The organism is Streptomyces sp. AM6-12, from assembly GCF_044327085.1.
Lineage (GTDB): Bacteria > Actinomycetota > Actinomycetes > Streptomycetales > Streptomycetaceae > Streptomyces.
On the sequence record NZ_JBIQWN010000003.1, the window covers coordinates 37,617 to 61,891 of the forward strand.

Here is a 24,275-nt window from a genome sequence, read left to right on the forward strand (position 1 = left end):
CCCTCCTTGCTGCGCGTCGCGGCGCTCACACTGTGCGGGGCTGACGGGACCGAATGTTCGACACGCGGAGACTGAGGGTGCTGCCACGACGGGGTGTGCGCTAGCCTCTGATCGCAAACGGAAGCTTCAGTCCCGTCAGCCCCGTTGGTCCCGCCCCGGAGGCGGGTGGCGACGCGATGGACAGGGTGTCCGTGGGGTTGATGCCCCAGACGAAGAAAACCAGCTAGGACAAGGACTCTCTAGTGCCCGGCCAGTTTGCGGCAGGCCCGTCGAAGCCCCGCGGTGTCCGCCGCGTTGAAGGTCTTGGCGAGCACCGCAGCCGTGCTGATCTCCCGTCGTCCGTCGGCCTCTTCGTGTCGGGCTTCGACAAGGGACGCTCATGAGCAGTGCTGAGCCGGCGCACCTCGCCACCGCGGCCGCCGCGGAGCAGACCAGGCAGACGAGCCTTGATCTGGGGCTGCCCGGAGACCAGGCGCTGGTGCCCGCACAGGCGGGAAGTGAGGGAGGCCGACGAGGAGCGCCGGCAGGCCTGTTGCCGGACGAGCTGACCGACCGGGGCAACGCCAAGCTGTTCGCGCGCCTGTACAGCGATCGCTTCCGCCACGTGGAGGGCTTGGGCTGGTACTCGTGGGATCAATACCGGTGGAAGCGCACCGGGGGCGAGAAAGGCGCGATGTGGGCAGCCGGCGACATGGCCGAGCAGATGCCGCGCACCGACCCGCAGGGAACGTTCAGCAACCGGGAGCTGGCCGCGCACCGGCGTCGTACGCAGTCCACCGCGGGTGTGAAGGCCCTCCTCCAACAGGCACAGGCTGCGCCGGGACTCAGTCTCGATCCGGACTCCATGGACGGGGACATCTACGCTCTGTGCACCCCAGGGGGAGTCGTCGACCTGCGGACCGGTGAGTTGCGCAAACCCGACCCGCTGGCGGACATGCACTCGCGTGCCACCACGGTCGGACCGGAGGACATGCCCCTGCCCCGGTGGCAGAGCTTCCTGCGCGACACCTTCGGCGACGACGCCAAGGGCCGGGAGACGATCGCGTTCCTGCACCTGCTGCTCGGTTACTCCGTCACCGGGGACGTGGGTGCGCAGATCCTGCCGTTCCTGTACGGGTCCGGCGCCAACGGCAAGTCCGTACTGCTCGAGGTGATGATGCAGATCCTCGGGGACTACGCCAACGCGGCGCCGCCCGGCTTCCTGATGGAGAAGGGCAAGTTCACCGAGCACAGCACCGAGCTGACCGAGCTGCACGGTCGGCGCATCGTCGTGTGCTCCGAACTCAAACCCAACGACAAGTTCAACGAGGCCCGTGTCAAGCTCTTGACGGGTGGCGACACCATCACCGCCCGCCGGATGCGGCAGGACTTCTTCACCTTCCGGCCCACCCACAAGCTGTGGCTGCTGGGCAACCACCGGCCTGAAGTCGGCACCGGCGGGTACGCGTTCTGGCGCCGCATGAGGATCATCCCGTTCGAGCGGAAGGTCCCCGATGAACTCAAGATCGACAACCTCGCTCAGGAACTCGTCCGTGACGAAGGCCCCGGCATCCTGCACTGGCTCATCCAGGGCGCCCAGAACTACCTCGCCACCAGGGACCCGCTCCACGGACCGGCCAGCGTGCGACTGGCTACCGAGGCCTACGAGAAGACCGAGGACCACATCGGCCGGTTCATCGCCGAGCGGTGCACCAAGGGCGAGGGCGGGCAGCCCAATCCCGAGCTGCGGGTCGAGCAGAAGCTCCTCTACGCGTCGTACGGCCGGTGGTGCTCGGAAGAGGGGATCCGCCCGGCCACGAGTCGTGCCTTTGCCAGCCGTATCCGCCAGGAGCTCGGTCTGGCCTCCCCAGCAGAGATGATCAAGAACAACGACCGCAAGCTCTATCCCGGCCTGGCCCTCCTCGCCGACGCCGGGACAGAGCCCGGCCCATGACGCCGCGGGTGGAGTCCGGCGGCAACCTGTTCAGGACTCTTGCGATAATTGCCCGAACCAGACGACCAGCGGTGAGCGTGCCGCACGATCCGGCCAGAGGCCGGCCCACGGGACAGGAGGGTCCGCGGCCATGAGCTCGATGCTGCAAGACAGCCAGCTCACCGACGAGAACGAAGTGGTCTGGCTGGAGGACCCGGAAAACCTCGACTACGTCCGGCAGGCCCTGGACAAGGTCCCCACCCGCAAGGGCAAGCCCCGCTACTCGCGCGACGGCCGCCTCATCGGCTACACCAACCTCCATCCGGGCGCCGCCAGCGACCCCGACTCCGGCCTCTTCGCCCGCCGTGCGTTCTTCCTGCTGCCCCACGACCGTGACAAGGAGCCTCAGGGTCCGTACTCGGTAGGTGCCCCGGGCGAAGCGGTCGACCCTCGTACCATCGAGCCGGGCAAGGTCGGAGCCAAGACGCTGCGGTCGCAGAAGGGCCGGACCGCGGAGATAGCGGCAGCCACGGGGTGAACGACATCGGCGTGGGCGCACAGCACGGGACTGACGGGACCGGCCCGTCGGGAAGGCCGTAGGCGGACCAGAGGAACAGGCCGAGCCGGTCGCGGGGGTTGCCGATTTCTCAGTCCCGTCAGTCCCGTGGCTGGGGGAGGGGCCGGGTACAGCAGCGACCGTGGACAGCCGTACGGTGCACGATGCCTCGTGCCCGGACGCCGCATGACCGGCACGCATCGCACAGACAGGGGGCTCCATGCCACGCTCCACCTGGCCCTTTCTTCAGGGCCGCACCCGCCCCCTGAAGATGAAGGAGTGGGGCGACCTGACCGTCATGGACCCCGACACCGGCGCACGGCCGCACGGCCGCACGGCCGCGGGCTCCTGGCGGCTGGGAAGGACTGGCTGCACATCGACGCCGGCAGCGCCCTGGAGAACCCTGTCGTCACCCTCTACGCCGGAGCCGACCCGGGGACGGAGACCGGCTGGGACGAGGTCGAAGAGACCACCGTGATCTCCACGACCGGCTTCCTCGCCCTGTGCGACAGCGGATACGAACCGGTACGCAAGGAGAACCTCGCCACCGCCGGAGTCGGTCCCTACCTGGTCCGCGTCCATGCCAGCGACCGCTCGGCGGACGGCAAGAAGCCCCGCTTCCTCATCCAGGTCATCGCCGGCGACCGCACCGGCGCCGAACCCGAGCCGGCGGCTCCCAGGATCGAGGACGCCGTCGGCCCCCTCCTGGTCCGTACGTCCTACGGCCAGCCAGACGCATGGGCACGTCTGCTCCAGGCCCTCGAAGGCGCCCCTGAGCACTACGAGTCGGTCACCGTCATCGACAACCCGATCCATGCGGGCCGCACGGCAGACCAGCTCCGGGCACGCAACGGCCGCGACGAGGCGGACTGGCCCGACAGCAGCCTCCTCCTCATCGCCGACGAGCAGGCTCTGGCCTCCGCGGAAATTCCGCTGCTGGCCGTGAACAACCTGCCCGGCGAGGACGACGGCCCGTTCAGGATCACCCTTGCCGCGGCCGGCTCCTTCATCGTCAACATGGAGCTGGGCAACACGAGCTTCGGCGACTGGAGCCGCGGCGCCGACACGCACGGCGTCTACCGGGGGCAGCACTACTGACGGCGCCTGGACGGACGCCAGAGCCGCGTGAGGCGGAGAGGGCAGGATTCGAACCTGCGTGGACCCCTGGGGGCCCGACCTTGAGGCGTGCTCGCTGGTCCCCGATCAACCACTCCGGGCACCTCTCCTCGCTCCCGGCCCCGGTGGTGTCCGGGGTCGTTCACGTGAAAGAGAGTGGCACGAGTTCCTGACATGGGGCTGACATGGCTTTGCCGCACAACTCGTCGGAGCCGGGCAGGAGAGTTCGGTCGCTTCGGTCGCTGGTTTCGTGTGCGGAGCCCGGTGAGGCTCCGATCGTCCAGGTTCGATCCAGAGTCGCTTGAGTCGCTCGGGTCGCTGGGACTGCCAGGGCCCGAGCACGGCGGTCGGGGGCAGCGACTGAAGGGCAGCGACTGAACGAGGGGTGGGTAGCTGTTGGGTCGCTGCTCGGTCGCTGGAGAAAACGCCAGGTCAGAGGGGCTTTAGAGGGCGATCAGCGACTGAAGCGACTCAAGTTCCGGGTATATGACGACATTCGCGTGTGCGTGTGTATGCGCGTGCGCGTGCGTATGGCGTTATATGCAGGACTCTTGAGTCGCTTCAGTCGCTAATTGGGGGATGTTTGGGCTTTGACCTGCGGTTTCGTCAGCGACTGAAGCAGCGACTCAAGCAGCGACCGAACTGCTTCGGTCGCTGCGGGCCGGTCTTGGGTCGCTGTTTTCACTCCAGGCGCGGAACGAGTTCTTCGTCTACTTGGCCCCGCCTTTATCGGGGCTTCGCTAGGGTGTTCCTATCCTTGAGTCGCTTCGGTCGCTGACGGGGGAACACATGACCGACGAGCTGCGGGTTTCACGCAGCGACTCACGGAGGCCTGCTGCTGCCGAAGCGGGCGTCTCGCAGTCCTTGGCCATAGCCCGATGGTGCGCCGGCCGCGGCTGGCCGGTCCATCCGCTGGCTCCAGGACGCAAGACACCCGCGGGCAACTGCGCGGCCTGCCGTGAGCCCGGGCACACCCACCGGGGGTGCCGTTGTCCCGCCGCCGGTCGCTGGTGCCACGGATTCCGGGCCGCCACCCTGGACTTCGCTCGGATCGAGCGGTGGTGGGGGACCCATCCGGAGTTCGGGGTCGGGATCGCCTGCGGGCCCGCAGGACTGGTCGTCGTGGACATCGATGCCCATGCCCGCCAACTGCCCGGACGTGACCGACTGCTCCCCGGCATCGACATCGCCGACACCGTGGATCTGACGGGACTCGCCAGCGGTTTTCATACGATCGGGGTGCTGGCGGCGCTGCGTGGTGCGACCTCTCCCGCGGACGACGAGACGACCCTGCGGGTGCGCACGCCTTCCGGCGGGCTGCACGTGTGGTACCGGGCTTCGGGAGGGCACCGCTGGCAGTGCTCCTCCGGCTCGGGCGGCGGGCGGGCGCTGGCCTGGCAGGTCGATGTACGGGCGCACGGCGGGTACATCGTCGCGCCGGGCACCGTGACCGAGGCCGGTACGTACGAGGCCCTGGGCACGGCACGCGAACTCGCCCCGCTCCCGGACTGGCTGGCGCGGGAACTGGAGCGCACCGGCCATCTGCCGCCCGCTCACCTGCCCGCGCCCCGTCCGGTGCCGCCACGGGCTCGCCAGGCCGTGCTGGCGGCCGGAGGGGGCCAGGGAGCCGCCGGGCGGGTGCTGGCCCCTCTGGTGGCGGAGGTGGCGGCGTGCGGAGCCGTGCCGGAGGGGGCGGGGTTCACCGAGAAGCTCAACAGGGCGGCGTACACCGCCGGTGGGCTCGTCGCCGCGGGTCTGCTGGACGCCGGTGAAGCCGAGCGGCTCCTCCAGGCGGCGGCCGCGCAGGCCCGGCCCGGGCAGGAGCGCCGCTACGGTGCCGTCATCCGGGGCGGGTTGAGCGCGGGCCGTACCCGTCCGTTGTGCCCGGGAGGCCGCCGGTGACACGCGTCCACGACGACACCCTCTTCGACGCGGGCTCGGTCGCCGCGCAGATCCTGGCCCAGAGCGGGCGTACAGAGGCCCAGGACGCCCCTGGGGCGGGCGCGGAGGCCCGGACTGTGCCCGGTGCCCGTACGGGCGCTCAGGGCGGCCTCGGGGCCCCTGGTGAGGCCACTGCCGACGGGCTGGTGCCCGACACCCTCAGCGACCGAGGCAACGCGAAGCTGTTCGTCAGCCTCTACGCCAACGACTACCGGCATGTGCCGGGACTCGGCTGGTTCCGGTGGGACAGCACCCGCTGGCAGATCGACGAGGACGACACCGTGCTGTGGGCGGCCGGCGACCTGGCCGAATCCCTCGCCACCACCGACGCGCGGGGCGTGCACAGCACAACCGCCCTGGAGCAGCACCGCAGGCGCGCGCTGAGCACCAGCGGGATGAACGCGATGCTGACCCAGGCCAGGTCCGCCCCCGGCATGGTGCTCAACGCGGCGCTGCTGGACGCCGATCCGTACGCCCTGTGCACACCCGGCGGCATCGTGGACCTGCGAAGCGGGCTGATGCGCCTGCCGGACCCGAACAAGGACTTCCACTCCCGCTCCACTTCCGTGACGCCCGAAGCGATGCCGACGCCGCGCTGGGACCGGTTTCTCGCCGACACCTTCGGGGAGGGACCCGAGGGCACGGAGATGATCGATTTCCTGCACCTGCTGCTCGGATACTCCATCACGGGCGACGTCGGTGCCCAGGTGATGCCCTTCCTGTTCGGTTCCGGCAAGAACGGCAAGTCGGTACTGCTGGACGTGGTGATGAAGCTCGTCGGGGACTACGCGGACGCCGCGCCGCCCGGGTTCCTCATGGCCCGCCCCTATGAGGGGCACCCCACCGACTTGGCCGAACTGCACGGGCGCCGGGTCATCGTGTGCAGCGAGGTCAAGCCGGGGGACCGGTTCGACGAGGCCCGGGTGAAGCTGCTGACCGGCGGTGACCGGATCAAGGCACGGCGGATGCGGCAGGACTTCTTCAGCTTTCAGCCGACCCACAAGCTCTGGCTGTTGGGCAACCACCGGCCCGAGGTCGGGACCGGCGGTTTCGCGTTCTGGCGGCGGATGCGGTTGATCCCTTTCGAGCGGGTCGTGCCGGACCACCGCAAGGTCGACAACCTGGCCGACGTCCTGGTCACGGAGGAAGGGGCGGGGATCCTCAACTGGCTCGTCGTCGGGGCACGGCGCTTCCTGAGTGGGGAGAAGGACCTGCTGGGCCCGGAGGCCGTGCGCATCGCCACCACGGCGTACGCGGAGACCGAGGACCACATCGGGCGTTTCCTCGGCGAGTCGTGCAGACGCGAGCCGGGCTTGAGGGCGGAACAGGCCGGTCTCTACGCGGCCTACCGGACATGGTGTCAGAATGAGGGAGCCCCGGCCGTCTCTTCCCGGTCGTTCGCCGCGCGGGTCCGGGAGGTGGTGGGACTGGCGTCTCCGAAGCAGATGATCCTGTCCAACCAGCGCAAGTACTATCCGGGCATCGGGCTGGCCGCCGACGAGGAGACAGTATGAGTGCCCTCATAGCGGAGGACGAGATCCTCCACGAGGTCGACCTGGTCTGGCTTGAGGACATCAGCGGGCTGGACTACGTCCGGCAGAGCCTGGACCGGCTGCCGACCCGCCGGGGCAAGCCCGCCTACCACCGGGACGGCCGCATGGTCGGCTACGCGCTGCTCGGTCCGAAGGCCAAGCCGTCCCGTTCCTCGGGCACCTTCCGCCGACGGGTGTTCTGGCTGCTGCCGCACGACCGGGACACCGTCCCCAGCGGGTTGTACGCCACGGGGACGCCGGCCGAGGCCGTCGATCCGCGCACCCTGGCGCCGGGCAGCAAGGGGCGCAAGACGGAGCGGTCGGAGGGCGGGGCGGTGTCATCGCTGTAGGACGGGGGCAGCGGATGCCGGGCAGCCCTCAGCACCCGCTGCCGGTGCGGGAGCGGGTGCCGCGTCGGACCAGCGGGGGTCTTCCGGCTCTCTCAGGGGACGGCGACCGCGGACGCCTCCAGCGCGGCCTGCACTTCGGCGAACACCCTGGACCCTCGCGTCTCCGACAGGTCCAGAGCGGCGATCAACGAGGGCATGACCACACTCGGCAGGATGTGGCGCAGCAGAGCGGAGGAACGCTGCATCAGGTCGTCGTAATCGCTCAACGCGTGCGACATGGACTGGATGCCCGCGAAGGCGCCGGTCAGGATGTCGGCCGTCTCCTGCAGTTCGACATGGGGAAGCAACTCGCCCTGCCTCCGGGCGTCTTCGAGCAGCTGGCAGGCAAGGCTGCCCCACTTGAGGAACGGGCCCTTGCGGTCCAGTTCGTTCGACGTCTGGTCCATGGTCAGGCGTACGCCCGCGCGCACCATGGGGTCGGTCTGCAGACGGTGCGCGTGGAGCATCACCGTGTCCACGAGCGCCTGTACCTTGCTCGTGCGTTCGGGAAGCTCGATCACTTGGTCCTGGGCGCTCAGGACCCCTTGTGCCAGGTCTTCCTTCGACTGGAAATGGAAGTAGAGGGCACCCTTCGTCACACCGGCGGTCCTGAGGACCTCGTTGATGGTCGCCGACCGGTACCCGCGGGACTCGAAGACCTCGGCCGCCGCTGAAAGGATCTTCCGGCGAGTGCGGATCGCACGGTCCTGCGTTGCCATGAGAGCCTCTCCGTTCCGAGCTGCGCTGTACCGACTGCAAGAAAAAACCGCCCAGTTTGTATATTACATAGGAAAGACTCAGTGTGAAGCGGGCAATGCGTCATGGCCAGGCAGTCCGCAGGTTCGCCGGTGCCCGCGCGGGGGAGGCGCGCGCGGGACCATCGCGACGGGATTCGAAGGCTCGTGCCGTGGAGGAAGTGTCATGGTGCCCGAGCTGGCGGGGCGCCCCGCACGGTCTTTCCGGGAGGGGGCCGCGAGCCGTTTCCCGGCTTTCGTCCGGGACCGGCCGGCGCTCGCCGCAGGTGCCGGGCGCACTGCTCGAGCCCGGCACCGGTCTGACGCCCCGGACCCCGGGGTCAGGCGTGTGAGGTCGCCGCGGTTACCAGGCAGGCGAACGCCTCGGTTCCGTTCTGCTGGCCCGTCACCCGGACCGACTCCGTCCGGCCGTCGGCCGAGCACCCGAGGTGCGTGGTCTCGATCAGGCAGGGTGCGTCCAGTTCGACGTACCGCTTGAAGGTGCTGACCATGCCGAGAGGGGACAGGAAGGAACGTTCCAGCACGCCGGCGGCGGCCTGCCGTGCGGCCTCCAGCAGGAGCATGCCCGGCACATGGTCGACCGGGTGGTCGAACAGAACAGGGTGACGGGTGTCCACTCTCAGCTGCCAGCGGTGCGGCCCGTCGGCAGGTGACAGCACGACGTCGACCGGTGAAGTGCGTCCCACGCTCTGCGGTGAGCTGGGCGCGGTGAGCGGCAGAGCGCGGATGAGCCCGAGGTCCTGGCGGCCGCGCAGCCGGCCGTACACCGCCGGTGTCGCGGTGTTGAACGAGGCTGCTCCCCTTGCGACGGGGGTCCCGTCCCGCAGGACCGTCGCCTCGTAGCCGAGCTGGACGAGACTGCTGCCACGGCGTTTGACGTCGGTGGCGGTGACGATGAGTTCCAAAGAGGCCGGCGCGTCTCCGACGACGAGCCCCGCGGGGTCCACGGTGATGCCGAGGTCCCGCATGAGGAAGTGGTGACCGAGCGGGACGTCGTACTCGGCGTGGGCCAGCAGTGCACCGACTTGCCGGAGTGTCTCGGCGGCGATGAGGGGGTCGTGCAGCAGGCCCTCGCAGGGCGTGAAGAAGCTGTGCGCGCGCGGCCATTGCGCGGTCACCGCGAAGCGGGCGTCGCCCTGGCGGTCCCAGCCCGTCAGCATGACCTCGGCGACCGCCGCGCGGTGGACGAACTCCTTGGGGACGGTGGTGGTCAGCGACGGGTGGGCGAAGACGGCCATCCCAGGCACCGAGAGCGCCGTACCGCCTTCCGCTTCCGCCTTGTGAAGTGGTGTGCGCTCGGCCTGGAACGTGATCGCAGACATGGCTTCCCCCTGAATGCCCTGGCGATGGATGAACGCTCGAGCAGGAAGATACATACCAACCGGTTTCGTTTCTACCGGTAGCAGGGGCTCCGTATGGCGAAAATGTGGAGGACGTCCGTCCGCGCGCGGTGCTTACCCGTGTCCTCCTGCGGTTCTCGGCCGGGGCGGCGGGGCTGGGTCATGGCGCCGCCCCAGCCGACCCCGAGCGCTTCTCGAGCGGGACGGGTGAGCAGTGGCTGAAAATCGATATTCGACTGACTGTTCGGGCTGACAACTCCCGGCTCCAGCGCGGCGGACCGGGCCGAGGCGCCGGTGGCCCGCGTCCTGGGCGGGAGGGGCGGGCGTCGGCGTAGCGCTGAGCTGACGTGCCGCCGAGCCGGGCGCTGGATGGACGCCCGTTGAGCGGCGTCTGCCGGGAAGGCGGCCGGTATCGTCCGTAGCCGCAGGCTACAAACCGCACAAGCGGTTTGTTAACCTGGGGGCTGCGAGGCATTGATCCACTTCCTGGCCATGACTGCGCGCCAGCGCACCCGGCTGCCGATGAGGAAGCACGGGCCCCCAGTTCAGTAACGGAGTACGTGATGGTCAAACAGGAACGGGCGGCGCGGACGAGGGAGAACCTGATCAGGTCCGCGGCCGAGGTGTTCGAGCAGGAGGGCTACGCCGTGGCGTCGCTCACCGCGATCAGTTCGCGGGCCGGGGTCAGCAACGGCGCGCTGCACTTCCACTTCGCCAGCAAGGAGGAGCTGGCGCAGGAGGTCGAGGACGCCGCGGTCGACGCCGTGGAGAAGATGGCGGAGGGCTGCTGTGACTCCGCTGAGACCCTGCTCCAGTCCCTGGTGGACGCCACCTGTCTGCTGCTCGCCGCCGTGGCCGGCGACCCCCTGGTCAGGGCCGGTTTCAAGCTGGGCCGTGACCCTTCGCGCAAGAGCGGGGAAGGGGGCGTGTCGGGTTGGTGGTGGGCGTGGGTTCGGCAGCTGGTCGCTCACGCTCAGGAGAAGGGGGAGCTGGCACCGGGTGTGCCGCCTGAGGACGCCGCCGCGGCCATCGTCGCCGTGACGGTCGGTTTCGAGGTGCTGGGCACCCGGAACCGGGACTGGACGTCGCGGGAGCGGGCGACCCGCTTCTGGGCCCTCGTACTCCCCCTGCTGGCCGCCTCGCCCCAGCAGGTTCCGGTCGGGCTGGACGGCACCTGGGGGCCGGCCGGCGAAGTGGCGGTGACCGGGTGACCGGACACCGACAGGAAGGGCTGAGCGAAAACAGTCCGGAAGGTCGGCAATGATCGCGAGGGGGCCCGGCAAGACCCGGCCGGGTGTCCGGCCCGGACATCGGTCCTGAAGTCCCCCTGCGAAGACCGGCCTTGGTGCCTGATCCGGATACCGGCAGCTCACCGGGGCGACGGGGGATTCGGTGTACGTCGAAGGTAAACAGGTTGACCGGTACCGTATTGACATACCGCGCGTGCTGTTTTTTACTCGGAGGCGCTAGGGAAGCACTGCAGATCTGCACCAGAGAGTGGGGGAGACGGGCGTGGACATCGATGTACTCGGCACACTCGCCGTACGGCACCACGGGGCGTCCATCACACCGACGGCGCCCAAGCCGCGTCAGGTGCTCGCTCTGCTGGCGCTGCGCGCCGGTCAGGTCGTCCCGGCGGGTGTCCTGACCGAGGAGCTGTGGGGCACCAGGCCCCCGCGCAGCGCCCGTGCCACCCTTCAGACCTACATCCTGCAACTGCGCGAGCTCATCGGCGTCGCCCTGGAGGGCGGGGCGGCGGACCACACCGGACAGCGCCGCCAGGCCAAGGACCTGCTGCTGACCGTACCCGGCGGCTATCTGCTCAAGGGTGGCGAAGGTGTCAGTGACGTAAGGGAGTTCGAACGGCTCGCCGGCTGCGGGTACCGGGCCATGGACGCCGAGGACTATCCCCAGGCGGCCCGGCTGCTGCGCGAGGCGCTCGAACTGTGGACCGGCCCCGCGCTCGCCGACGTCCACACCGGCCCCCATCTCCAGACCGAGGTCAAGCGGCTGGAGGAGAGCCGGCTGTGCGCGCTGGACCAGCGGGTGGAGGCGGACCTGCGGCTCGGCCGGCACCGTGAGCTGCTCGCCGAGCTGACCGTGCTGGTCAACCAGTACCCCACTCACGAGAGCCTGTGCGGCCAGTACATGCTCGCGCTGTACCGGTCCGGCCGCCGCGGCGAGGCGCTCGCCGCCTACCAGCGGCTGCGGACCACCCTGGTGCGCACCATGGGCCTCGAACCGTCCTCCGCGCTCGCCAAGTTGCAGCGCTCCATCCTGATGTCCGGCCCGGACACCCTCGCGGCCCAGCCGACGAGGATCGCGTCCGTGGCCGCCGTGGGCTGATACGCCGTCACCTTGCGCCCCTTCCACCAGGAATCGAGCACCGCTCAGGCCCGGCCGTGCAGCTTGGATCCCACCTGGAGGAGGGGATCGCGCATGTCGTCGCAGCGAACGCACTCCGCCCAGCGGACGGTCTCCGTCGCGGCGCCCGCCGGCGTCGTGTACGGCCTGCTCGCCGACTCCCCGCGCTGGCCGGTCCTGCTGCACCCCTTCGTCCATGTCGAACGCATCGACTTCGACGGCACCGAGGAGAACCTGCGCCTGTGGCGGCTGCGGGACGGCCGGGTGTCTTCCGTCTCCGCCCGCCGCGTGCTGCGGCCGCAGGAGCGCCGTATCGAGTTCGAAGCGCGGGACGACCTGCTGCCCGGTGCGCCGACGTCCGGTGTCTGGAGCGTGGCACCCGACGGCACCGACCGGTGCCTGCTGACCCTGCGCCAGGAACGTCCGGCCGGTCCCTGGGAGGACTCCCGGACACTCGAATCCGACGTACTGTCCGATGTGGTGTCCCTGCGCGAGGCGGCCGAGCGCTGGGACCGGCTGGACGAACTGCTGCTCTCCTTCGAGGACAGCGTGTACGTCTGCGGCTCCCCGGAACTCGTGTACGACTTCCTCTACCGCGTCGGGGACTGGGCCGAACTGCTTCCCCACGTCGACCGGGCCGAGGTCACCGAGGACCAGCCGGGCGTGCAGGCGACGGTCCTGCACACCTGGGCCCCGGAGACGGGGGAGACGCTGGTGTCCGAGGCCGTGCGGCTGTGCTTCCCGGCCGCGGGGCGGATCGTCCACAAGGAGACCGTGACCCCCGACCCCGTTGCCGCGCACTACGGGGAGTGGTACCTGGAGCCCGACGAGACCGGGGTGCGGGTCGTCTCCCTTCACCACGTGATGCTCCGGGAGAGCGCGGTGGAGGCCGTACTGGGCGGCGGTGCCCTGCTCGTGGACGCCCGCCGGCACGTGCGCGAATGGCTGGGCCGCTCCAGCACGGAGACGCTGGACCTGGCGCGGTGGCACGCCGAGAGCGCCGTCCGCCGGCTGCGATGAGCCCGCCGGAGAACGGCCGCGGGGCGACCCGCGCCACGACGACGAGGAGATGGGCGATGGCCCTGTCCCGGCCAGCCCCGGACACCGGACGGCCCCCGGCGGCCCGGACTTCGGGTCTCGCGGCCGTGCCGTTCGGCGCGACGCGGTCCGCGGCGCGCCTCGAAGCGCTGCTCGGCAACCCGAGGGACCCCGGCAACCCCTACGGCCGGTCGCGGTTGTGGGCCGCGGGCTACGACGCTCTGCCCGCCCCGCCCGCCGGTCTGCCCGGTACCGGGGAACCGCTGCCCGCCGCCGACCAGCTCGCGCGCGCCCTGCGCCCGCTCTTTCGCCGGGACCTCGCCCTCGCCCATGCCTGGATCATCCGTCCGCTGCTGGGCACACCGGTGCCGCACCCGGCGGCCGCGCTGCTCGGACCGGCGGCGCTCCTCGCGTCGGTGGGCGGCGTCCTGCGGAGCGCGGTCCGCGTCGTGGACGGCCTTGGCAGGTACGAACCCGCTGCCGGGCAGTGGCGGCCGGTCCTGGCGTCGGTCTTCGCGGAACTGTTGGCCTGCGAGAGCTTGACGGCCGCGGCCCTGCGGTCCTGCCCCGCCCGGGAGCCGGGCCCGGCCGGGCCCGGACCGCACGGCCCGGTGCCGCCCCGGCGGCCCGGGCGGTCGCTCGCCGCCGTCGTGGGCTACCTCGTCCCCCAACTCGCCGGTGAACTGCTGGGGGATCTCGAACTGGTGCTGAACGAGTGCGGGTTCGACGCCGGTACTCCCGAACGGCGCACGCTGGCCAAGATCCTGCGGGACCGGGAGTTCGCCCGGGTCGGCTGGACCGCCTCTGGCGCCGCCCAGGCACGCCTCGTGCGCGGGTTGAACGGTGCGGGCGGCTCATGGCCGGACGACGACGGCACGGCGGCCGCGGCGCTGTTCCGGATCACCGAGGCGGCCTGCGCCCCGGCACCGGGCACCGGCTGCCCGCGGGCCGTCGCCGCGACGCTGGCCGGTGCCACCGACCGGCTCGCCGGTGCCGCTGGACCCGGCGCCGCGGCGCTCGCCCGTGTCGGCCGCAGACTGGTCACCGAGCTGCGGGCGCTGCGTGTCGACTGCGCGGCCGTCGCCGAGCACGACCCCGCCGACCCCGCCGCGCGGGCCCTGGCGGACCGCGAGGCCCTGCTGACGCTGGCTGCCGCCGCGCTGGGGGTGCGGGAGGCGGCGGCCGGGGCGCGGCTGCCCTTCCTCGGCGAAACCGGCTGGGCGCTGCTGGCACTCGGCCGGATCGCCGGGCGGCTCGGACTGCCCCTGCCCGAGGGGCTGCCCGATCCGCAGCCGGGGGTGTGGGACGAACTGGCCCGGCGTGCGGCGAGCGGCGTGGACTGTGACTTGTACGCGACGGGGGTGGCGTGGTGAGCGCGATGGACGTGGCGAGCGGCCGCACCCCCGGGCCGGCCTTCCCGCCGCCCTTGCATGTCTCCGGGCCGGACGGGCCGTGGGAGGAGGTCCAGGAGCGGTTCGAGCGGACGGGCCGGGCGGTGGTGCACTCCACCTGGGGCGAGTGGCTGACGCCGGCCCTGCTCGATCCCGGGCTGCGCACGCTGCTCGGCCGCGACTGGCCCCGCTACCGGCAGCACCCGGCACCGGCCGGCCGGCTGACCCTCGCCGTCTCCAGAGTGGTGCTCAAGCACACGGCCGCCGCCGCCCTTCAGGTCCCCGCCGAACGGTTCGACCTCGCCGGCCTGCCGGGCGGGCGACCCGTGCTGCGCGGGCTCGGCGCGGACCTGCGGGTGAGCCTCAGCCACACTGACGAATTGATCGTGGTCGGTGTCAGCCGCGCCGGACCGGTCGGTGTGGACGCCGAGCCCGCGGGGCGCCGGATCTCCTTCGAGGCGCTGCGCGCTCACGTGTGCACCGCCGAGGAGGCCGCTTCGCTCGCGGCCCTGCCGGAGGGAGAGCGCACCGAACGGTTCCTGCGCCTGTGGACCCTGAAGGAGGCGTACACCAAGGCGCTCGGGCACGGTATGCGGCGCCGGTTCTCGGCGGTCGGCTTCGGGTGGGACGCGTCGGGTGCCGCCCGGCTCGTCGGGGACGCGGCCGGGGAGTGGGCCTTCGCCACCCATCTCGTCCAGGGGCGCTTCCTGGTGAGCGAGGCGCACCGGCAGGACACCGGGCCGGTGGTGCCGGACGGGACACGGGCGCCGTCTGCCGGGTGCGGACCGGTGCGGCCGCCCTCGGCGGAAACGGCGCAGGGCACGAGGGTCCTCGCGTTCCCGGGACGGCGGGACCGCGGGCAGCGGTGAGCGGATGCGACGGGCGAGGCTGCCGGGCCGCGCCGGGACACGTCACGCGGAAACGATTCGAAAAGGAGGTCGGGGCGCCGGGGGCGGCTGCTGCGGCAGCAGTTTCCGGTCCCCTGGGGAGCAGATGAGGGGTCATCACGCGCACGCGGGCACGGTTCTCGCCGTGGTGCACGAACCGCCCGGCACCCAGGCCTGGTCGCCGCTCGTCTTCGAGCTGTGCGGTCTCGCCCGCACGGATACCGAGGCGGTCGCCGCCCGCGTCGCCGAGCGTCATCGGGGATACGGCGTCGAACTGGACGGCGTCGAAGCCGACGGCGTACCGGACGCCGGGCATGGCGGCCGGTACCTCCTGCGGCTCACCCCTCGCGACCCGGCCGGGCACGGCGGGCCGCTCACCGACGACCTGCTGGCCGATCTGCTGGCGCCGCTCGCGGCGGACACCATCGCGGTGTCCGGGCAGCAGCGGGTGCTGCTGGCGGCGGCGGTGGAGAGCCAGGCCGGCCTCGGCCGGTACGTGGAGCAGCTGTTCTGGGACTGGACGGGGCCGCTGGATCTCGGCCGGTTCACCACCGCCTGGCAGTCCGTCGCCGAGCGGGAGGCGGTGCTGCGGGCGTCCTTCGACTGGGCCGGAGCCGCCCGCCTGGTGCTCCACGACCGCGCCGTCGTCGACGTCGTCCACCACGCGCACACCGATGTCGGCTGGAGCGAACTGCTTCGCAGGGACCGGGACCGCGGCTTCGAGCTGTACCGGCCGGGGCTGCTGCGGGTGTCCGTGCTCGACGGACCACCGGCCAGGGCCCGCGCCGGACGGACGCCCAGCCGTTTGCTGGTGACCTACCACCGGGCCCTGCTCGACGAGCGCGGGGCGCGTCTGCTGGTGCGCCAGTTCTACCGCTCCTACCTCGCCGGCGGGGTGCTGCCCGGCGGGGACCGGCGGCCCGACATCCGGGATCACGGCGCGTGGCCGGCTCGCCGGGAAGCGCCCGGTGCCCGCGGGCACCGGGCGGCGGCCCCGCCCGCCCACGCCGCCGTCAGCCCGGGCCGCCCCGGTCCGCCGCCCGGGACCACCGGAGGGCCGGGCCGGATACAGCGCCGGCTCGGACCGCCCCAGACCTCCCGGTTGCGGTCCTGGGCCGCGGGCCGGGGAGCGGGGGAGAGCAGTGTCCTGCACGTCGCCTGGGCCCTGTTGCTGTACCGGGCGGCCGGAACCGACGGTCCGCTGCCGGTCGCTTTCGGCGTGGACTCGTCCGGCCGGGACATACCGCCGCGGGCCGTGGCCGACATTCCCGGGCTCCTGGGTGACCCGCTGCCGATGACGGTCACCGTGGACCCCGCCGCACCGCTGGTGGACCTGCTGCTCCAGGTGCGGGACGCCGCGTTCGGCCTCAGCCCCTGTGCCTCGGTGGATGCCGACCGGACCAGGCGGTGGAGCGGGCGCGCCCCCGGCTCCGGTCTGACCGAGACCACCATCCGCTTCGACAACCACCCCGCACTGCCGGAGAACCTGCGGGCCGAACTGGCGGCGCAGGGCGTCTGGGTGGGCGTGCCGGAAAGCGCCGGCGGTGACACGCCCCTGCCGGTCACGCTCGCCGCGCACTGCGACACCGAGGGTTCCCTGGTGCTGACCGCCCTGTACGACCGGGCCAGGCTCACGGACCCCGACGCCTCGGACCTCCTCGCGCAGTGTGTGCGCCTGCTGCGCGGCATGCCCCGGCACCCGGAGGACACGTTCACCGTCGGCGACGCCCTGGGGCTCCTGGCCACCTCCGGGGTGCCCCGCGTCTCACCGCCGCCACCCGGCGGCGTCCAGCGGCACGCGTCGGCGGTGCTGCGGGCCGGGGAGCCCGGCGCGGACCTCGTGTGCCTGGTCACGGTCCCCGGTGTCACGGCCGGTGCGTACGACAGGTTCGTGCACGAGCACGAGGGGCCGGAGCGCATCGTGTCGCTCAGCGCACCGGACCGCCGGGTGCCGCCCGGCACTCTGCGCGAACTGCTCCGCGGTGGGCGGCGGTTGATCCTGTGCGGGACCGGTCCGGCCGGCCTGGTCGCCCACGAGATCGCCCGCCGTGCGGCCCGGCACACGGGCGAGGTTCCCGCCGTGGTGGTGATGACCGGGGTCGGCGGCGCCGCCGAGAGCGCTGAAGCGTTGTCACGGGCGCTGCGGGCGGTGCGGGCACGCAGTGGCTGACCGGTGGCGGCACCGGCCGTGCCTCCAGTGGGACGAGAGCGCCCCTTGAACTCCATGGCCCACGGTGGCCGGAAGAGGAGGTGGCCATGGGCGGCACGGACGGCGTGGAGCGGACGCTGCGCGTCGAGCGTGGCACGGCGACCGCGGAGGAACTGGCCGCGCTGACCGCCGTACTGCTGGCACTGCGCGGTCGGTCGGTGGGCGGGGACGTACCGCCACGGCCTGCCGACGGTCCGCGCTGGCGGCGGCCGGGAACTACGACCGGATGGAAAAGACCTTACGGTCTGTTTGGTGGGAGGTAGAGCCTGCGGACGGTCTCTTTCTCCGAGGCGACTCCTGCCCTTCGGCAGGTCACAGCTCCGACCGTGAGATGCGCCGGACTGAGCGTCAAAGTTGCTGGATCCTGGGGAAGTTGGCAGGTGGGTGACATGTCCTTGAGGGCTGCCGTACCTGCACCGGATCTGGGCTTGAAGGTCGTTGGAGACAGGTCGAACGGTCTTTATTGACATACCGCCTGCGCTGTTTTTTAATCGTGGCGTGCCAGCGGCGCACGTGAACGTAGGGGAGACGGCGTGGACATCGACGTACTGGGCGCACTGGACGTGAGGGTGAACGGCGTGTCCGTCGCCCCCACGGCGCCGAAGCCCCGCCAGGTGCTGGCGTTGCTGGCGTTCCACGCGGACCGGGTGGTGCCGGTCGCCTCACTCATCGAGGAAGTCTGGTCGAGCCGGCCACCGCGCAGCGCGCGCACCACCTTGCAGACCTATGTGCTGCAACTGCGCGAACTCATCGCGACGGCGCTGGCCCGGCCCACCGGACAGCAGGCGGAGGGCACGGCGGAGCGCCGTACCGCCAAGGACGTGCTGCTCACCCTGCCGGGCGGATACCTGCTCGCCTCCGACGGCGGTACCAGCGACGTCCGGGAGTTCGAGCGGCTGGCGGGACTGGGCTACCGGGCCATGGACGCCGGTGACTTCGCGGGCGCCTCACACACCCTCGCCGCCGCCCTGGACCTGTGGTCGGGGTCCGCCTTCGCCGACGTGCAGACCGGGGACCGGCTCGCCCTGGAGGCCAAGCGCCTCGAGGAGAGCCGGCTGTGCGTGCTCGACCAGCGCATCGAGGCGGACCTGCGGCTCGGGCGGCACCGCGAAGTGCTCGCCGAACTGACGGTCCTGACGAGCCGGTACCGCACGCATGAGAACCTGCACGCCCAGTTCATGATCGCGCTGGACCGGTCGGGGCGGCGGAGCGAGGCTCTCGAGGCCTATCTGCACCTGCGCGCCACTCTCGGGCGCGACCTGGGTCTGGAACCGTCCGCGCGGCTGCGCCGGCTCCAGCACTCGATCCTGATGGCCGCGTCCGAGAGCGCGCCGAACCCGGCGCCGGCCCGGACCGCGCACGTCCCGCACGCCGGACCCCTGGCACCGATCCACTGACCCTCCGGCCCGAGCGCCGATCCTTGGAGGCATTCCCCATGACCAGTGAGCCGACGGCACCTTCCGATGGGACCGGAGACCTCCTTGTCGAGCTCACGGCCGTGCTGGCCGGTGTCGTACACGCCGACCCCGACCGGGTCGACCCCGAGCAGCCCTTCCCCGTGCTCGGCCTGGACTCCCTGCTCACCGTCGAGTTCGTCGCGGCCGTCGCCGAACGCTTCGGCGTCCGGATCGCCGGGGCGGCCCTGTACGAGTACCCCACGCCGGCGCTGCTCGCCCGCCACCTGGCGGTTGTCCGCAGCGGCGCCGACGAGGCCCCCGCCGTCCAGGACCCCGGCGCCTCGGCCGCCGTGCTCCAGGTGCTGCGCGAGCAACTGGCCCGCATCCTGCACTGCGACCCCTGGGAGATCGACGGCGGTGCCGCCTTCGCGGAACTGGGCATCGACTCCATCCTGGCCGCTGATTTCATCGCCGGTGTCAACCGCGCCTACGGCCTGAGCGAGAGCCCCGTCAGTGTCCACGAGCATCCCAGCCTCGCCGCCATGGCCTCCTACGTCGCCTCCCGCAGCCGGGGCCCGGCTCTCCCCGCGGCGCCGGATCACGGCGCACCTGCCGCGGCACCGGTAAGGCGGCCCCCGGCGGCCACCGCTCCCACGTCGCGGTCCCCGCTGTCCCAGGAGGAGGTGGTCGCGCTCCTCGACGCGGTGCGCGGCGAGCGGATCGGCGTCGACGAGGCGGCCGCGCTCCTGGCGGACCGCTCCGCCTGAACGGAAACCCCACCGTGGAGCACCGACAGTTCCCCGCCCGCTACGGCCCCGGCGGCCTCGCGCGCCGCGATGTCACGCCGACCGCAGCGGCTCGGGGCACCGAGACGGACGAGACGACACCATGACCCTCACCGCACCGGAGTCCCCCAGCGCCGGGTCCCCGCCGCACCACGAGACCGTGGCCCCGGTGAAGCTGTGGCTGTGCCCCAACGACGCCCTCCCGCCCGACCTCGCGGGGGAACTGGCAAGGCACTGGCTCGACGAGCGGGAACACCAGACCGCGACCCGGTTCCTCTTCGAACGAGACCGCCGGCAGTACCTGGTCGCCCACACCCTGGTCCGCCGGGCGCTGGCGCTGGAGGCCGGCCTCACCGAGGCCGAGCTGGTCATCTGGCGTTCCTCGCGCGGTCGGCCCTTCCTCCAGCCGCTGCCCGGCGGTCTGCCGAGAGGCGGCGACCACCTGGACTTCAACCTCTCCCACGCGGGCGGCTACAGCCTGCTCGGGATCGTGCGCAGGCAGCGCATCGGCGTCGACGTGGAGGGCCTCGGCAGGGAGGCGCGGGGTCTGGAGACCATCGTGACCACCTTCGCCCCCGAGGAGCAGCGCTGGGCGGCCGAGGTGCCCGAGGGGCCGCGGCGGGAGCGCCGGGTGCTCCGGCTGTGGACCCTGAAGGAGGCATACTCCAAGGCCCGCGGACTGGGACTCGGCCTGCCCTTCGACGAGTTCTCCTTCTCCTTGGCCGACGACCGGGGGGTGCTCGGTTTCCGGCCACCCGCCGACGACCTGGCAGGGCGCTGGCGGCTGCTGGAACTGGAGCCGGTTCCGGGCGTGCTGGTCGCGGTGGCCGTACCCGCTGACGAACCCTTCGCCCCGCACCTGGAGTTGCACCACGGGTTCCCCTGGAACCGGGCCGCACCGCACATCGTGCCCCTGCCCGAACCCGTGGGCGCGCCGCGCGGCTAGCCGGGTCCCTCCGCGCGGTGATCCGCCGGGGCTCCGTGGGGAACCACCGCGCCGGGGCGGGCAGCCCTGTCCGTCTGCCGCCGCGCGGCGTCCGGGCACCGTGCACGTATCCGGGCCACGCGAATTGTCCGCCGTCCCAAAAGGCCGGGCAGCGGCGGGAATTCCTTTCGGGAATCGAAAGACCGTCCCGCTTGGAGCACGGCTAGAGGACCGCTACAGGAAATCGGTTGAAGGACACGCACACGGCTAGCGTGTGGAGTGGCGAAGATTTCTGGCCACCAAAAGGAACTGGACAAGGAACTCGACGAGGTGGGGAGGCCAGCATGAAGATTCAGGTTCTGGGTCCGTTGAGTGCCGAGGTCAACGGGGGATCGATCGTTCCGACGGCCGGCAAACCGCGACAGATTCTGTCGCTGCTGGCGCTCTATCCGGGACGGGTCATGCCCGTACCCACACTCATGGAGGAACTCTGGGGAACCGAGCCGCCGGCGAGTGCGCTGACGACCCTTCAGACGTACATACTCCAACTGCGCAGACGGCTCGGCACGGCGATGGGTCCGGGCGCTCCGACCGGAGCGAAGGACATTCTCGCCACGCGGCACGGCGGATACCTGCTCCAGATCGACAAGAGCTGCGTCGACGTGAACCAGTACGAGGAACTGGCCCGGCAGGGCCAAGCCGCGTTCGAGGCGGGGGACAACGAGGTGTCCGCGGCGCGCTTCCGCGCCGCGCTGGACCTGTGGACCGGCGCACCGCTGGTCGACGTGAAGCTCGGCCCGGTCCTGGACATCGAGGTGATGCGGTTGCAGGAGAGCCGGCTGGTCACCGTGGAGCGGCGCATCGACGCCGACCTGCGGCTCGGCCGCCACTCGGAGCTGATCGCCGAGCTGACCGAGCTGACCGCTCGCCACCCGCACCACGAGGGGCTGCACTCCCAGGTCATGGTGGCGCTGTACCGCTCGGGCCGGCAGGCCACCGCGCTGGAGGTCTACCGCAGACTGCGGATGCGGCTCATCCAGGACCTGGGCGTGGAGCCCTCCCCGCAGTTGCAGCGCATGCACCAGGCGATGCTGGCCGTGGACCCCCAGCTGGACGTGCTGGCCGGGCCGCGCCACAGCTCGACGTTCGACCTGTTCGCGGCCTGACGGCCGGCGCCGTCCGGTCACCGGCGGAACGGCGGTCTGTCGCAGGGGAGTTCCGCGCCCCGGCAGGTCCGCCCTCGGCGGTGTCCCGGAGCGCCGGGCGCGCACCGGAGGCGCGTCCGCGTCCGCGTGCGGTGCCCGGGCAGCCGGGGCTGTGGTCGCTGTGGGCGTCGCCTGTGCCGTCGCCGCTTTCGCTTCCGCCTTCGTCCCTGCTTCCGCCTTTGCCGAGCAGCCGTGGCGCATCGGTCGGCCGGGCCTACAGCGGGAGCAACTGGGCCAGCGGCCGCGCCGGTGCGCCGCCGGGGCCGCCCTCGTACGACCCGCCGGGTGGGCCGGCGGGCAGTCGTACGGCGGCCGTCGGGCCGAACAGCCGGCCGGCCCGGGCGAGCCGGACCGCCACGTGATCCCGCCGCGCGCCTTCCCCGCAGAGCTGGTGGGCCGCCTCCAGCAGGGCGAGTGCGCAGCGGCCGTCGCCCTCGGCCATCCGGCTCTCGGCCGCCGCGCACAGCAGCTCCGTCTCCTCGCCGGTGGCCGACCAACCGGTGGCGGACAGGGCGGCGGACAGAAGGTGCCCGGCCGCCTCCACCGCCGGGCGGCCCTGGCGGTGCAGCACGAGGGCCGCCCGGCGGTGCAGCGCGACCAGGTCGGCGGGGGACAGGGCGCCGAGGACCGCGGCCCGCACGGCGGGAGTCGGGTGACCGGCGCCGCTCAGCAGTCCCGCCGCGCGTAGGCCGGCCAGGCCCCGCCGGACCGCGGGCGGCGCGATGCCGGTCAGTTCCGTGATCCGCTCCGGCGTGGTGGCCCGGTCCAGCACGGCCGCGGCCCGGCCGACCGCCGCGGCGGTGGCGCCGGCGCGGTGCAGGCAGGCGTGCACGGCACGGGCGAAGGGGCCGCCGGGGTCCGCGGCGGTGCCGCCGTGCCGGATACCGGCCCCGGCCGGTGGGCACCCGCCGCAGCCGGGTGCGGGACGGCGGGCGCCGGGGGCCGCGCCGGAGCGTTCGTCCAGGAGCGTGCGCAGCAGCAGTGGGTTGCCGCCGCTCAACTCGTAGAGGGAACAGACCTGTTCGCGGCAGCCCGCGCGCTCGGCCAGCGCGGTCACCTCGGCCGGGCCGAGCCGCTCGAGCCGGATCCGGCGAGACGTCGGCAGGTGCATCAGGCCGGTCGTGAACGCGGGGTCACCGCTCTCGTGGTGCACCGGTCCGGCCAGGACGAGCAGCGTGCGGGCGGCCCGTGCGTGGCGGGCGAGGTACGACAGGAACGCGAGGGATTCGTCGTCGGCGTGGTGGACGTCGTCCACGCACAGCACCAGCGGGCCGTCTCCGGCCGCCTCGCGCAGTTCGGCGTATAGGGACCGCAGGTCCTCGGCGCGTGGTTCCCGCTGCGGTATGCCCGTCCGCCGGAGCGGCCCGGAAAGGCCGGTCAGCAGCTGGCGGACCACGTTCCACGCGGTGCGGCGCCCGGCCGGGGAGCCGGTCGCGCACAGCACCACGGCACCCGCGGCGGCGGCCCGTTCGATCAGCAGGTGGACGAGTGCGCTCTTGCCGCACCCCGTGGGCCCCTCCACCAGGACGGTGCGGGAGCACCCCTCGGCGCAGTTTGTGAAGGCGTCCGTCAAGGTTCTGATCGCCGTGGTCCTGCCGACCAACGTCATAATCGTCCCGTCGCGGTTGGTGCTGCCCCCGAACCGGACCAGTCTGACCGCGCCGACTGGAACGGCGGTGGAGCGTCGACGGAGCGCGGCACCCGCCAGGCCGGGGTCCGTACGCGGACGTCCCCGCACCCCGCCCCGGCCACCCGCTCTCCATCCCCTCTCGAGCGGGGACGGCCATGCTGTGCGGGACGGTTGTACGGGACGACGAACCATGAGGAAGGACCTCGGCATGGTGACCGCGCTGACCGAGCCCCTCAGCGGAGTGCTGCACGAACTCCTCACCGCTCGCACCCTGCGTGAGCGCAACAAGGAACTCGTCCTCGCGCTGGTCGCGGCGGCCAACCGGGGCGAGGCCAACCAGCTCACCCGCCACTGGGCTGCCCCCGCCGGCCCGGGCGGGCGGATGCTGCCCGCGGAGCTGGGGCTGACGGCCGAGAGCGTCCTCGCCGAGGGTGACCTCGTCGTGCTGAGGGCGACGGCGCGCACCGCGAGGGCGGCCTGGTCGCTGGTCGCGGAGCTCCGCTTCGACGCCGCGGGCCGCGTCGCGCACTGCCACGACATGCTCGTGCCGCGGACCGCGGCGGCCTGACCCGCTCTCGCGCCGGGGCGAGCCGGTACGGACGGCCCCGGCCGGGGCCAGTCCCGAAGTCGCGGTCGGGGCGGGGTGATTACGGCGTAATCACCGGGCCCGGTGACGGCGGACCGGACCGCTCCGCTGCCACGGCGCGTCTCTCTCCGTGCCCGGTGACCCGGCTGCGCTCCGCATACGCCGACCACGGCCCTCCACGCAGGACGAACGCGGATCCAGGACGGTTCGGGGGCCACGGGAGAAAACGGACGCGCGGGACGTGGCGGAGCCGGCGCGGGGAGGCCGGGAACGAGGGGACGGCCATACGGAGAGCGCGTGCGTGCCGGCTGTCACAA

At 72.1% G+C, this 24,275-nt stretch carries 21 protein-coding genes and 1 pseudogene; 18 read left to right on the forward strand and 4 right to left on the reverse strand.

The window, feature by feature from the left end; translation table 11 throughout:
- Positions 1 to 379: 379 nt before the first annotated feature.
- The 3 genes from ACE4Q9_RS33580 (at position 380) to ACE4Q9_RS33590 (ending at position 3,566) form a co-directional block, all read left to right on the forward strand.
- Positions 380 to 1,933, forward strand: coding sequence for a phage/plasmid primase, P4 family (locus ACE4Q9_RS33580; protein WP_397988365.1), 1,554 nt, complete (start codon positions 380 to 382; stop codon positions 1,931 to 1,933).
- 130 nt (positions 1,934 to 2,063) lie between these two features.
- Complete coding sequence (locus tag ACE4Q9_RS33585; protein WP_397988367.1) at positions 2,064 to 2,450, forward strand: DUF6009 family protein; 387 nt, start codon at positions 2,064 to 2,066, stop codon at positions 2,448 to 2,450.
- Positions 2,451 to 2,747: 297 nt separating this feature from the next.
- The gene (locus ACE4Q9_RS33590) at positions 2,748 to 3,566 is read left to right on the forward strand and encodes a DUF6924 domain-containing protein (protein ID WP_397988369.1); all 819 of its coding nucleotides are present in this window, start codon (positions 2,748 to 2,750) and stop codon (positions 3,564 to 3,566) included.
- Between the two features lie 33 nt (positions 3,567 to 3,599).
- Here ACE4Q9_RS33590 and ACE4Q9_RS33595 read toward each other — a convergent pair.
- Positions 3,600 to 3,694, reverse strand: a pseudogene (locus ACE4Q9_RS33595).
- A gap of 679 nt (positions 3,695 to 4,373) precedes the next feature.
- On the opposite strand from ACE4Q9_RS33595, the gene ACE4Q9_RS33600 reads away from it, so the two are divergent.
- The 3 genes from ACE4Q9_RS33600 to ACE4Q9_RS33610 all read left to right on the forward strand — a co-directional run bounded on the left by ACE4Q9_RS33600 (position 4,374) and on the right by ACE4Q9_RS33610 (position 7,407).
- Positions 4,374 to 5,486: a bifunctional DNA primase/polymerase gene (locus tag ACE4Q9_RS33600; RefSeq protein WP_397988370.1), complete on the forward strand. Its 1,113-nt coding sequence runs from the start codon at positions 4,374 to 4,376 to the stop codon at positions 5,484 to 5,486.
- Positions 5,487 to 5,602: 116 nt separating this feature from the next.
- On the forward strand, positions 5,603 to 7,039 hold the full coding sequence (locus tag ACE4Q9_RS33605; protein ID WP_397988862.1) for a phage/plasmid primase, P4 family: 1,437 nt from the start codon (positions 5,603 to 5,605) through the stop codon (positions 7,037 to 7,039).
- Complete coding sequence (locus ACE4Q9_RS33610; protein WP_397988372.1) at positions 7,036 to 7,407, forward strand: DUF6009 family protein; 372 nt, start codon at positions 7,036 to 7,038, stop codon at positions 7,405 to 7,407. The genes ACE4Q9_RS33605 and ACE4Q9_RS33610 overlap by 4 nt, the downstream gene beginning before the upstream one ends.
- A 92-nt stretch (positions 7,408 to 7,499) precedes the next feature.
- Here the strand turns inward: ACE4Q9_RS33610 and ACE4Q9_RS33615 are convergent, their stop codons facing one another.
- The gene (locus ACE4Q9_RS33615; protein WP_397988374.1) at positions 7,500 to 8,165 is read right to left on the reverse strand and encodes a ScbR family autoregulator-binding transcription factor; all 666 of its coding nucleotides are present in this window, start codon (positions 8,163 to 8,165) and stop codon (positions 7,500 to 7,502) included.
- Between the two features lie 356 nt (positions 8,166 to 8,521).
- Positions 8,522 to 9,523, reverse strand: coding sequence for a ScbA/BarX family gamma-butyrolactone biosynthesis protein (locus tag ACE4Q9_RS33620; protein WP_397988376.1), 1,002 nt, complete (start codon positions 9,521 to 9,523; stop codon positions 8,522 to 8,524).
- Positions 9,524 to 10,104: 581 nt separating this feature from the next.
- Between ACE4Q9_RS33620 and ACE4Q9_RS33625 the strand changes: the two genes are divergently transcribed.
- The 11 genes from ACE4Q9_RS33625 (at position 10,105) to ACE4Q9_RS33675 (ending at position 21,703) form a co-directional block, all read left to right on the forward strand.
- The gene (locus ACE4Q9_RS33625; RefSeq protein WP_397988378.1) at positions 10,105 to 10,752 is read left to right on the forward strand and encodes a ScbR family autoregulator-binding transcription factor; all 648 of its coding nucleotides are present in this window, start codon (positions 10,105 to 10,107) and stop codon (positions 10,750 to 10,752) included.
- Positions 10,753 to 11,053: 301 nt separating this feature from the next.
- Positions 11,054 to 11,887: a BTAD domain-containing putative transcriptional regulator gene (locus tag ACE4Q9_RS33630; protein ID WP_397988380.1), complete on the forward strand. Its 834-nt coding sequence runs from the start codon at positions 11,054 to 11,056 to the stop codon at positions 11,885 to 11,887.
- A gap of 93 nt (positions 11,888 to 11,980) precedes the next feature.
- Positions 11,981 to 12,925, forward strand: coding sequence for an SRPBCC family protein (locus tag ACE4Q9_RS33635; protein ID WP_397988382.1), 945 nt, complete (start codon positions 11,981 to 11,983; stop codon positions 12,923 to 12,925).
- 56 nt (positions 12,926 to 12,981) lie between these two features.
- Positions 12,982 to 14,316, forward strand: coding sequence for a hypothetical protein (locus ACE4Q9_RS33640; RefSeq protein WP_397988383.1), 1,335 nt, complete (start codon positions 12,982 to 12,984; stop codon positions 14,314 to 14,316).
- Between the two features lie 5 nt (positions 14,317 to 14,321).
- Positions 14,322 to 15,203, forward strand: a complete 882-nt coding sequence (locus ACE4Q9_RS33645) for a 4'-phosphopantetheinyl transferase family protein (RefSeq protein WP_397988864.1) — start codon at positions 14,322 to 14,324, stop codon at positions 15,201 to 15,203.
- A 124-nt stretch (positions 15,204 to 15,327) separates the two neighbouring features.
- On the forward strand, positions 15,328 to 17,391 hold the full coding sequence (locus ACE4Q9_RS33650) for a condensation domain-containing protein (RefSeq protein WP_397988385.1): 2,064 nt from the start codon (positions 15,328 to 15,330) through the stop codon (positions 17,389 to 17,391).
- A gap of 86 nt (positions 17,392 to 17,477) precedes the next feature.
- Positions 17,478 to 17,693 carry an acyl-CoA carboxylase epsilon subunit gene (locus tag ACE4Q9_RS33655; RefSeq protein WP_397988386.1) on the forward strand — a complete coding sequence of 72 codons (216 nt, stop codon included), beginning with the start codon at positions 17,478 to 17,480 and terminating at the stop codon, positions 17,691 to 17,693.
- Between the two features lie 270 nt (positions 17,694 to 17,963).
- Positions 17,964 to 18,827 carry a BTAD domain-containing putative transcriptional regulator gene (locus ACE4Q9_RS33660; protein ID WP_397988388.1) on the forward strand — a complete coding sequence of 288 codons (864 nt, stop codon included), beginning with the start codon at positions 17,964 to 17,966 and terminating at the stop codon, positions 18,825 to 18,827.
- A gap of 38 nt (positions 18,828 to 18,865) precedes the next feature.
- Positions 18,866 to 19,594, forward strand: a complete 729-nt coding sequence (locus ACE4Q9_RS33665) for a phosphopantetheine-binding protein (RefSeq protein ID WP_397988390.1) — start codon at positions 18,866 to 18,868, stop codon at positions 19,592 to 19,594.
- 121 nt (positions 19,595 to 19,715) lie between these two features.
- Entirely contained in the window at positions 19,716 to 20,558 is an 843-nt protein-coding gene (locus tag ACE4Q9_RS33670) for a 4'-phosphopantetheinyl transferase family protein (protein ID WP_397988392.1), read from the forward strand.
- A 323-nt stretch (positions 20,559 to 20,881) separates the two neighbouring features.
- The gene (locus tag ACE4Q9_RS33675; protein ID WP_397988394.1) at positions 20,882 to 21,703 is read left to right on the forward strand and encodes a BTAD domain-containing putative transcriptional regulator; all 822 of its coding nucleotides are present in this window, start codon (positions 20,882 to 20,884) and stop codon (positions 21,701 to 21,703) included.
- A gap of 253 nt (positions 21,704 to 21,956) precedes the next feature.
- Here ACE4Q9_RS33675 and ACE4Q9_RS33680 read toward each other — a convergent pair whose 3' ends face one another.
- Positions 21,957 to 23,582 carry an AAA family ATPase gene (locus ACE4Q9_RS33680; protein ID WP_397988395.1) on the reverse strand — a complete coding sequence of 542 codons (1,626 nt, stop codon included), beginning with the start codon at positions 23,580 to 23,582 and terminating at the stop codon, positions 21,957 to 21,959.
- On the opposite strand from ACE4Q9_RS33680, the gene ACE4Q9_RS33685 reads away from it, so the two are divergent.
- The gene (locus ACE4Q9_RS33685) at positions 23,563 to 23,940 is read left to right on the forward strand and encodes a hypothetical protein (RefSeq protein ID WP_397988396.1); all 378 of its coding nucleotides are present in this window, start codon (positions 23,563 to 23,565) and stop codon (positions 23,938 to 23,940) included. The two genes, ACE4Q9_RS33680 and ACE4Q9_RS33685, sit on opposite strands and share 20 nt — an antisense overlap.
- Positions 23,941 to 24,275: the final 335 nt, after the last annotated feature.